General features: G+C 55.3%; 12 protein-coding genes. 11 read left to right on the top strand and 1 reads right to left on the bottom strand.

All coding sequences use genetic code 11. From position 1 onward, the window contains the following. The 10 genes from ACN0VD_RS16640 to rimK all read left to right on the top strand — a co-directional run. Window positions 1-175: 50S ribosomal protein L18 (locus ACN0VD_RS16640; protein ID WP_417596310.1), on the top strand; the 175-nt coding region annotated here is incomplete at its 5' end. A 1-nt stretch (window position 176) separates the two neighbouring features. Beyond that, window positions 177-938, top strand: a complete 762-nt coding sequence (gene rpsE / locus ACN0VD_RS16635) for a 30S ribosomal protein S5 (RefSeq protein ID WP_417596306.1) — start codon at window positions 177-179, stop codon at window positions 936-938. Window positions 939-944: 6 nt separating this feature from the next. Then, window positions 945-1,124: a 50S ribosomal protein L30 gene (gene rpmD / locus ACN0VD_RS16630; RefSeq protein WP_417596304.1), complete on the top strand. Its 180-nt coding sequence runs from the start codon at window positions 945-947 to the stop codon at window positions 1,122-1,124. Between the two features lie 45 nt (window positions 1,125-1,169). After that, window positions 1,170-1,724, top strand: coding sequence for a 50S ribosomal protein L15 (rplO, locus tag ACN0VD_RS16625; protein ID WP_417596302.1), 555 nt, complete (start codon window positions 1,170-1,172; stop codon window positions 1,722-1,724). A 199-nt stretch (window positions 1,725-1,923) separates the two neighbouring features. Continuing rightward, complete coding sequence (gene secY / locus ACN0VD_RS16620) at window positions 1,924-3,297, top strand: preprotein translocase subunit SecY (RefSeq protein WP_417596301.1); 1,374 nt, start codon at window positions 1,924-1,926, stop codon at window positions 3,295-3,297. A 56-nt stretch (window positions 3,298-3,353) separates the two neighbouring features. After that, the gene (locus ACN0VD_RS16615) at window positions 3,354-4,001 is read left to right on the top strand and encodes an adenylate kinase (RefSeq protein WP_417596299.1); all 648 of its coding nucleotides are present in this window, start codon (window positions 3,354-3,356) and stop codon (window positions 3,999-4,001) included. A 24-nt stretch (window positions 4,002-4,025) separates the two neighbouring features. Beyond that, window positions 4,026-4,634: a hypothetical protein gene (locus ACN0VD_RS16610; protein WP_417596297.1), complete on the top strand. Its 609-nt coding sequence runs from the start codon at window positions 4,026-4,028 to the stop codon at window positions 4,632-4,634. 180 nt (window positions 4,635-4,814) lie between these two features. Further along, window positions 4,815-6,170: an NADP-specific glutamate dehydrogenase gene (gene gdhA / locus ACN0VD_RS16605; protein ID WP_417596295.1), complete on the top strand. Its 1,356-nt coding sequence runs from the start codon at window positions 4,815-4,817 to the stop codon at window positions 6,168-6,170. Between the two features lie 48 nt (window positions 6,171-6,218). Continuing rightward, window positions 6,219-6,698, top strand: coding sequence for an ATP-dependent zinc protease (locus tag ACN0VD_RS16600; protein ID WP_417596293.1), 480 nt, complete (start codon window positions 6,219-6,221; stop codon window positions 6,696-6,698). Between the two features lie 3 nt (window positions 6,699-6,701). Continuing rightward, a complete protein-coding gene (rimK, locus tag ACN0VD_RS16595) occupies window positions 6,702-7,607 on the top strand; it encodes a 30S ribosomal protein S6--L-glutamate ligase (protein WP_417596291.1) in 906 nt (301 codons plus the stop codon). A gap of 66 nt (window positions 7,608-7,673) precedes the next feature. Here rimK and ACN0VD_RS16590 read toward each other — a convergent pair whose 3' ends face one another. After that, window positions 7,674-8,726 (bottom strand): succinylglutamate desuccinylase/aspartoacylase family protein, encoded by a 1,053-nt coding sequence (locus ACN0VD_RS16590; RefSeq protein WP_417596289.1) that lies wholly within the window; start codon window positions 8,724-8,726, stop codon window positions 7,674-7,676. A gap of 395 nt (window positions 8,727-9,121) precedes the next feature. Between ACN0VD_RS16590 and rpsM the strand changes: the two genes are divergently transcribed. After that, the coding region (gene rpsM / locus ACN0VD_RS16585) for a 30S ribosomal protein S13 (protein WP_417596308.1) at window positions 9,122-9,227 on the top strand (106 nt) is incomplete at its 3' end.

The raw sequence follows: 9,227 nt of genomic DNA, 5'->3' as shown, positions 1-9,227 counted from the left end.
CAAAGTCAAAACCGGCGCGGATAGCAAAGCTGCGGCCGATGTCGGCAAGCGCGTTGCCGAAGCTGCCAAGAAGGCGGGCGTTAAAGAAGTAATTTTTGACCGTGGCGGGTTCCTGTTTCACGGACGTGTGAAGGCTTTGGCCGACGCGGCACGTGAAGGCGGATTGGAGTTTTAATATGGCTGATGACAAAACAACACCAGAAGGCGCGGCGCAGCCGGGTACAACTGGCGAAGGCAATCAGCCTGAAGCAGCTGTAGCAGCTGAAGCCAAAACCGGTGGCGCAGAGCGTCAGTCGCGCGGTGGAAACCGTGGCGGCAGCAATCGCGACAATCGCGGTGGCGGACGTGACAATCGTGGCGGCGGACGCGGTCGCGGTGGCCGTGGTAACAACAATGACGGCGGCGAAGAACTGGTCGAGAAACTGGTCCACATCAACCGGGTTTCGAAAACCGTAAAAGGCGGTAAGCGCTTTGGTTTCGCGGCATTGGTCGTGGTCGGTGACGGCAAGGGCCGGGCTGGCTTCGGTAAAGGCAAGGCGCGTGAAGTGCCTGAAGCGATTACCAAGGCAACGGCAGCGGCCAAAAAGAATATGGTTCGCGTTCCGCTTCGTGAAGGCCGGACCCTGCACCATGATGGTAAAGGTCAATTCGGTGCGGGCAATGTGACCGTCCGTTCGGCACCTGCCGGTACCGGTATTATTGCCGGTGGCCCGATGCGTGCTGTTTTCGAAAGCCTCGGCGTTTCGGACGTTGTGACCAAGTCCAACGGCACCGCAAATCCTTATAACATGATCCGCGCAACCTTTGCTGCGTTGGCAGATCAGTCCAGCCCGAAAGCTGTTTCGCAGCGCCGCGGGAAGAAAGTGACTGACTTGCTGGCACGCGCTGGCGGTTCGGCTGCTGAAGTGGCAGCGGATGCCGCGGCAGTTACGGAGTAATTTTTGATGGCCAAAATTAAAGTCAAACAGATCGGCTCTCCGATCCGTCGCCCTGAAGTTCAGCGCAAAACGCTGATCGGTCTTGGTCTTAACAAGATGCACCGTGTTTCAGAGCTGGAAGATACTGCCGAAGTCCGCGGTATGATCGGCAAAGTACATCATCTGGTGGAAGTTGTTGAAGGGTAACACCTGACAATTCCGTGCGCATAAAAGCGAAAGCGAGTACAAGACATGAAATTAAACGAACTTAAAGACAACGACGGCGCGCGCAAATCACGCATGCGCATTGGCCGGGGCATTGGCTCGGGCAAAGGCAAAACCGGCGGACGCGGCCAAAAAGGCCAGAAGTCCCGCTCCGGTGTTTCGATCAACGGATTTGAAGGCGGCCAGATGCCGCTCCACATGCGTTTGCCGAAGCGTGGGTTCAACAATCCGTTCGGTACCGATTATGCCGAAGTGAACCTGGGCATGATCCAGAAATTCATCGACAGCAAAAGCCTCGCCAACAAAGGCACGATCGATCATGCGACCCTGAAGGCCGCTGGTTTGGCGCGTGGCGGTAAAGACGGTGTACGTCTGCTTGCCAAAGGCGAATTGAAAGCGAAAATCACCATTGCCGTTGCAGGCGCTTCGAAAGCAGCCGTGGCAGCGGTTGAAAAAGCCGGTGGCAAGGTCGAAATTCTTCCCGCGGGTGGCGAACGCCGCGCCAAGGGCGAGAAAAAAGCTGTAGCTTCCAAGTCAGCGAGCGAGAAAAAGGCCGCGAACCGGGCGAAGAAGAAAGACTGATCTTCGAGAGGCGCTAGATTTAGCGCCTCTTTTTCTGGCCCCTTGTTTTTGATGCACTAACATCCGATATGGGGCGGGTTGCATAGCTTCAATAGTAGCTATCCATCTCCGGAGATTGCAACAGGCGCAATAGTTGGAGATGGGCCTCTGTCTTAACAGGGACGCGTTTCAAACTTTTAGTGGGGCAGGGAAGTCAAGCATGGCATCAAGAGCCGATCAGGTTGCAGCCAATCTAAGTCTATCGAAATTTGGACAAGCTACCGAACTGCGGAAACGCATCTGGTTCACACTTGGCGCGCTTGTCATTTTCCGCTTGCTCAGCTTTGTCCCGCTGCCAGGTGTTGATCCGGTCGTTCTTGCTGATCTTTACGATCAGACCCGTGGCGGCGTTCTGGATATTTTCAATACATTCTCGGGCGGTTCGCTGGAGCGGATGAGTCTGATTGCCTTGGGCGTCATGCCTTATATTACGGCTTCGATCGTGGTTCAGTTGGGGGCGGCATTGTCTCCGACGCTGGCAGCAATCAAGAAAGATGGCGAAGCCGGGCGCAAGAAACTCAATCAATATACCCGTTACGGCACGGTCGGCCTGACCGCTGTTCAGGGCTATTTTATCGCAGTAGGCCTGGAAAGCTTTGCATCCCAGTCGGGACTGCAAGCGGTCGTTGAACCGGGCTACATGTTCCGTGTCGGCGCGGTTATCAGTCTGATCGGCGGCACTTTGTTCCTGATGTGGCTGGGTGAGCAGATCACCAGTCGCGGTATCGGCAACGGTATCTCGCTGATCATTATGGCCGGTATCGTCGCCCAGATGCCAACCTTTGTCGGCAATCTGATGGAAGGCAGCCGTACCGGTTCGATCAGTGCGCTGACCATTGTCGGCCTGATTGCGATGGTTGTCGGACTGGTCTTGTTCATCAGTTTCATGGAACGCGCCCAACGCAGGGTGCTGATCCAATATCCCAAGCGCGCGACCCAGCATGGCGTGATGCAGGCGGATCGCAGCCATTTGCCGCTAAAGGTCAATACCGCAGGCGTTATCCCGCCGATTTTCGCTTCTTCGCTGCTGTTGATGCCGCTGACGGTGAGCCAGTTTGCTGGCAATACCGCCTCCGGAGAAACCGCTTTTGGTGATTTCATCATCATGCTCAACCAATATCTGGCGCATGGCCAGCCGCTTTATATGGCGCTTTATGCTTCGGGTATTATCTTCTTCTGTTTCTTCTATACGGCGGTTGTGTTCAATCCGGAGGAAACGGCTGAGAATCTGAAGAAAAATGGCGGGTTCATTCCCGGCATTCGCCCGGGGAAGAATACTGCGGATTATCTTGATTATGTGCTTACCCGAATCACCGTGGTCGGCGCTGCCTATCTCGCCCTGGTCTGTGTCTTACCGGAATATGTCATGGCGCAAACCAATCTTCCTATTTTCTTCCTTGGCGGAACCAGCCTGTTGATTGTCGTCAATGTGACGGTCGATACGGTAACCCAGATTCAGAGCCATTTGCTGGCACTGCAATATGGCGATTTGCTGAAAAAAGCGAAGCTGAAGGGTGGTCGGCGTAGACGCTAAGGCCGGAAGGCGTTAGGTCCAGATCAGAATCATTACACTACGACAGGGGCAGACACATGGATATCATCTTGTTGGGACCACCGGGTGCCGGGAAGGGGACTCAGGCGAGCCGTCTTGAAGAAGAACATGGAATGGTCCAGCTATCCACTGGTGACATGCTTCGGGCCGCTGTGAAGGCCGGTACAGAAGTTGGCTTGAAAGCCAAGGCTCTGATGGATGCCGGCGAACTTGTTCCTGATGAAGTGGTGTCGGGCATTATCGGTGACAAGCTGGATGAACTCGGTCCTGACAAAGGCGTTATCTTTGACGGCTATCCCCGGACCGCCGCGCAAGCGGAATCGCTGGACGAGATATTGGCGGAGAGGGGCCGTACGCTTTCCCACGTAATCGAACTGGTCGTGGATGAAGACGCGCTGGTCGAACGCATCGTTGGACGCTTTACCTGCGGCAAATGCGGAGAAGGCTATCACGACAAGTTCAAGAAACCGGCGGTCGAAGGCGTCTGTGACGTTTGCGGTTCCTCCGAATTCAAGCGGCGCCCCGATGACAATGAAGAAACCGTGCGTACCCGCATGAAAGAATATCGCGCCAAGACAGAGCCTATCCTGCCGATATATGAAAAGCGCGGGATTGTGCGCAAGGTCAATGGCATGGGCAGCATGACGGAAGTCAATGATGCAATAGAGGCTGCTCTCTCGCTCTGAAACGATTTCACAGGAGACATGGTCATGAACAAGCTGGCATTTCGAACAATATTGGGAATGGCAGCGCTTTGCGGGGCGAATGCCGCGCAGGCAGAAGTGACCAACACCGCCGCAAACGGCTTCACCGTTCAGCATCAAACGGTGATCTCCGGCGATATAGAGTCGGTCTGGAAAGCGATGATCGCGCCGTCGCGCTATTGGAATGCCGACCATAGCTGGACAGGCAATGCAGAAAATTTCTATCTCGTTCCGCAGGCTGGGGGATGTTTCTGCGAACTGATCCGGACGACATCGGATGATAATATCAAATCATCGGAAGGCAGCGTTCAGCACATGCGGGTGATCTATGCCCGCAATAACAAGATGTTGCGGCTTTCCGGTGCGCTGGGGCCTCTCCAGGGTGAAGCGGTTACCGGTACGCTGACCATGCTGCTCCAGCCGCAAGATACTGATACCGTGGTCCGGTTCACGTACAAAGTCGGTGGCTATATGGAATTTCCCGTTGATCAGATCGCTCCTGCCGTGGACGGCGTGATCGGCGAGCAGTTGACGCGTCTGTCAGCCCTGTTTGGTGATGCCGCTGTCGCTGATACCAATGTGGTCGATGACGTAACCGATGATGGGGGCGAGTAAACCGAAAAGAACACGACTCTATTGGCAAAGCCGATGATGCCCGGTTGATTAGCGATGCGTTTCAACGCTTTACCTGAACCATTTATTAGTTCTATGATGATTACATACTTGTTGTCGGCTTGAGGACGTCGATGACGAACAACGGGGCGTGCAGACATTCAATCATTGAGGGGGTAGAAGATGGCCGTTTCCGATCATGTAGATTTTCCAACATTCATGGAAGGCGTCAAGAAGCGCAATCCGGGGCAACCTGAATTTGTTCAGGCGGTTCAGGAAGTCGCGATGGATATTTTTGATTTCATCGAAGACAAAGAAGCCTATCACAGCGCACAGATCTTGCGCCGGATCGCAGAGCCCGACCGGGTGGTCTCCTTTCGCGTTTGCTGGGAAGACGACAATCATTGCATTCGTGTGCAGCGTGGTTTCCGTATCCAGAATAACAACGCCATCGGTCCGTATAAGGGCGGGATTCGTTTCCACCCCAGCGTGAACGAAAGCGTTCTGAAATTTCTTGCATTCGAGCAGACGTTCAAAAACGCGCTGACCGGATTGCCGATGGGCGGCGGCAAGGGCGGTGCAAACTTCAACCCAAAAGGCAAGTCCGACGCCGAAGTCATGCGCTTCTGCCAGTCGTTCATGACCGAGCTTTATCGCCACATCGGGCCGGACACGGATGTTCCTGCTGGTGATATCGGCGTCGGTGGCCGCGAAATCGGCTATATGTTTGGCCAGTACAAGCGGATCACCAATCGCTGGGAAGGTGTGCTGACCGGCAAGGGCCTGGAATATGGCGGCTCGCAGATGCGTCCCGAAGCGACCGGCTATGGCGCGGTCTATTTCATGGAAAATATGCTCAAACACAGGAATGACGCGATCGCCGGCAAGACGGCGGTGATTTCCGGTTCCGGCAATGTGGCAACCCACGCGGCGGAGCAGATCACCAAACAGGGCGGCAAGGTTCTGACCCTTTCGGACAGCGGCGGCTTCATTCACGATCCCGATGGCATTGATCAGGAGAAGATCGACTGGGTCAAGCATCACAAGACCCACACTCGGGGCCGGATCAGCGAATATGCGGATCATTTCACCGGTGCATCCTATCACGAAGGTGCGCGTCCCTGGAGCGTGCCTTGCGATCTGGCATTGCCCTGCGCGACACAGAATGAGCTCAATGAAGAGGAAGCCAGGGAACTGGTCGCCAACGGCGTGATCGCCGTGTCAGAAGGCGCGAACATGCCGACCACGCTGGAAGGCGTTCACGTCTTCCACGATGCCAGGATCATGTACGGTCCCGGCAAGGCGGCAAATGCTGGCGGCGTCGCCGTCTCCGGTCTGGAAATGAGCCAGAATGCGGAGCGCATCAGCTGGAACCACGAACGGCTCGGCGAAATGCTCACCGATCTGATGGAAGGCATCCACGGCAAATGTGTTGAATATGGCAATCAGGGCGACGGCTATGTCGACTATGTGAAGGGCGCGAATATCGCGGGCTTCAAAAAAGTGGCTGACGCCATGCTTGCATATGGTGTCACCTGATACATAATTTTCTTGCGCAAAAAAGCGCCATCGGCCAGATCATGGTCGATGGCGCAGACAAAAACTCCGAAAGTGAAGCGGCTTCGCACCAAGCTTGAACAGCCATGTGAAATAGGCTGGTGCGAACTTATTGATTTACCTGGATTGGGCGTAAAAAACCTTCACGCCAAGGTCGATACCGGGGCAGCGACTTCCTCGCTTCACGCCACCCGGATCAAAGCCTTTGATAAAGATGGCAAACCATTCGTGCAATTTACCATCCCGATGGGGACCGGTATTCCCGACTATCATTGCGAAGCGCTTGTTTATGGACAGCGCAGAATAAAGAGTAGCAATGGTGTCATGCAAACCCGTTATGTGATAGAGACGGTCATGAAACTCGGGCCGCTGGAGTGGGTCGGGCATATGACACTTGCCAACCGGCAATCAATGATATTCCCGGTCCTGATAGGACGTCGGGCGCTGAAGCGGGGCTTTCTCGTCAACAGCGCCAAGCGCTGGATGCTGGGTCGGCACGAAGAAAGATAATTTATGAAAATTGCCATGCTTGCCCGGAATCCGAACCTTTATTCTCATAAAAGGTTGGTCGAGGCAGCGGAAGAGCGCGGCCACACGCTCGACATTCTAAATACGACTCGCTGCACCGTGAATATCGCCAGCCATCGGCCGACGATCACGTATGACGGGGTGACGCTGGAAGGTTATGAGGCGGTGATCCCAAGGATCGGCGCATCCATCACCAACTATGGCACTGCCGTTGTCCGCCAGTTCGAGATGGCCGGTGTCTGGCCGCTCAATGAAAGCGTGGCCATTGGTCGCAGCCGGGACAAGCTTCGTTCGATGCAGATTCTGGCCAAATACGGGCTCGGTTTGCCGCTGACCGCTTATGCTAATGATCCAAAGCAGGCAGAAGAGATCATCAAGGCGGTCAACGGGCCGCCGGTGGTTATCAAGCTGCTCGAAGGGACGCAGGGTATCGGTGTGGTTCTCGCCGAAACCATGTCGAGCGGCAAGTCGGTGATCGAGGCGTTTCGCGGCGCAAATGTGAACATATTGGTGCAGGAATTTATCAAGGAAGCAGGCGGCACGGATATTCGCGCACTGGTCGTCGGCGGAAAAGTAATTGCCGCCATGAAGCGCACCGGAGCGCCGGATGACTTCCGTTCCAACCTGCATCGGGGTGGTAGCGCCCAGATCGTCAAGATCACGCCGGAAGAACGGTCAACTGCTGTGCGCGCGGCCAAACATATGGGCCTGAACGTCTGCGGCGTCGATATGCTGCGGTCCAACCACGGTCCGGTGATCATGGAAGTGAACAGCTCGCCCGGTCTCGAAGGCATTGAGAATGCCACCGGCAAGGATGTCGCAGGGCAGATCATCGAGTTTATCGAGAAAAATGCCAAGCCCGGCAAGACGAAGACGCGCGGCAAGGGGTGAGGCTTTCACTATGCTTTGCGAATAGGCGGGGTCCTGCATTATTCGATGTGCTGAAGCGTCGTTATCCTAAATCACCTCGTCCTCGTCGAGCAACTGGTTGCTGGTGATCGCATCCTCGATTGTTTCTAGCCGTTCGCTGACCGTATCAAACACGCGCACTTGGGCGATGTGGAGCAAAGCGTCGCCCTGATTGACCACGGGCAGATTGCTGTGCCCGATGACTATGCCATCGACGGGGGACAGGATCGCTTCCTCGCCATCGCCGAAAATATCGCTGATACAGGCCACCGTATCGCCTCTGTGCACTTTACTGCCGGAGGGTGAAATCAGGCGGCAAATCCCGCCTCTGGTCGAACGCAGCCAGACCGTGCGGGTCGCCTGTGCGGGCGGAACACCCCGCTTGCCGAGCCGCTTGGTGTCGATTATCTCGAGTTTTTTCAGTACCCGCAATATGCCGTTGACCCCGGTCAATACGGAGAACTCGTCGAACCGCAGCGCTTCCCCGGCTTCCATCAGCAACATGTCGACACCGGCCTCCCGTGCCAGCGCGCGCAGGGAGCCGGGGCGCAATTCCGATTCGATAACCACCGGCGGCCCGAATTCGAGCGCCAGCTCCTTGAGTTCGGGATTGCCTGCAGCGATCCGGATCTGCGGAAGGTTATAGCGGTGCTGGGCAGCGCTGTGGATGTCGATGCCCAGAGAGCAGTGATCGATGATCTCGGTCGAGAAAATATGCGCCAGTTGCGATGCCAGCGAGCCTTTTTCGGTTCCGGGGAAAGACCGGTTGAGGTCGCGGCGGTCGGGCAGGTAGCGGCTATGGGTGATGAACCCGAACATATTGACCACAGGTACGAATATCACGGTGCCAGACATCCGGGTCGGATGGAGTTTCTTCATGACACGGCGGATGATCTCTGTACCGATGATTTCATCGCCATGAATCGCTGCGCTGACAAATATCTTCGGCCCGGTCCGCTTGCCGTGAAAGACGCGGACTTGCATATTGGCCTGCATCCCGGCGGGGAGATCGCTGATCGGGATGGCAATATCGCCGACTTTCCCGGGAGCAATTGTCTGTCCGGCTATTTCGAACAGATCATATTTGTTTCTATTGGTCAAAAATGCCCCCCCATTGATTTGCAGGAAACGCTACTGCATTTTTGCGTTAAAGCGAAGCGTGAACGCGGGTCCGGTGCCTGGCTGAACAGGCTATATTGATTCCGGTTAAACCGCTCGGGCCATCCAGTTCGGGATATGTCATTGGTTTTTTAATGCTATTGTCTTTCGTGCAATCGGGGTAGGGGGTTGAACAGGCAGGGAATAGCTGGTTTTCAGGCGATTCCATAGTTGACAGCGACGCCGACTCGCCCTACTTCACATCTATTCGAAATCCAACACAACCGGCAGCGCCCTTCGTGCGTCCGCTGGTTTTGTGCGTTTCGGGTGTGTTTTTAACGACTTGGCTATGAGATAGGTTCCGGCGAATCGGTACCTGTGGAGCATGGAGAAATATATTGGCACGTATTGCTGGGGTAAATATCCCCACTAACAAGCGCGTAATCATTGCGCTTACCTACATTCACGGTATCGGACGCACGGCTGCGGCTGAAATTGTCGAAA

It is taken from the genome of Parasphingorhabdus sp., from assembly GCF_048267785.1.
Classification (GTDB): domain Bacteria; phylum Pseudomonadota; class Alphaproteobacteria; order Sphingomonadales; family Sphingomonadaceae; genus Parasphingorhabdus.
Note: the sequence above shows the minus strand (reverse complement) of the source record. Positions and strands in the feature narration are given on the sequence as shown.

Coding starts and splice junctions, on each gene's coding strand:
- rplO (WP_417596302.1), top strand. CDS start 1,170: ATGAAATTAAACGAACTTAAAGACAACGACGGCGCGCGCAAATCACGC.
- rpmD (WP_417596304.1), top strand. CDS start 945: ATGGCCAAAATTAAAGTCAAACAGATCGGCTCTCCGATCCGTCGCCCT.
- secY (WP_417596301.1), top strand. CDS start 1,924: ATGGCATCAAGAGCCGATCAGGTTGCAGCCAATCTAAGTCTATCGAAA.
- rimK (WP_417596291.1), top strand. CDS start 6,702: ATGAAAATTGCCATGCTTGCCCGGAATCCGAACCTTTATTCTCATAAA.
- gdhA (WP_417596295.1), top strand. CDS start 4,815: ATGGCCGTTTCCGATCATGTAGATTTTCCAACATTCATGGAAGGCGTC.
- rpsE (WP_417596306.1), top strand. CDS start 177: ATGGCTGATGACAAAACAACACCAGAAGGCGCGGCGCAGCCGGGTACA.
- ACN0VD_RS16600 (WP_417596293.1), top strand. CDS start 6,219: ATGGCGCAGACAAAAACTCCGAAAGTGAAGCGGCTTCGCACCAAGCTT.
- ACN0VD_RS16615 (WP_417596299.1), top strand. CDS start 3,354: ATGGATATCATCTTGTTGGGACCACCGGGTGCCGGGAAGGGGACTCAG.
- ACN0VD_RS16610 (WP_417596297.1), top strand. CDS start 4,026: ATGAACAAGCTGGCATTTCGAACAATATTGGGAATGGCAGCGCTTTGC.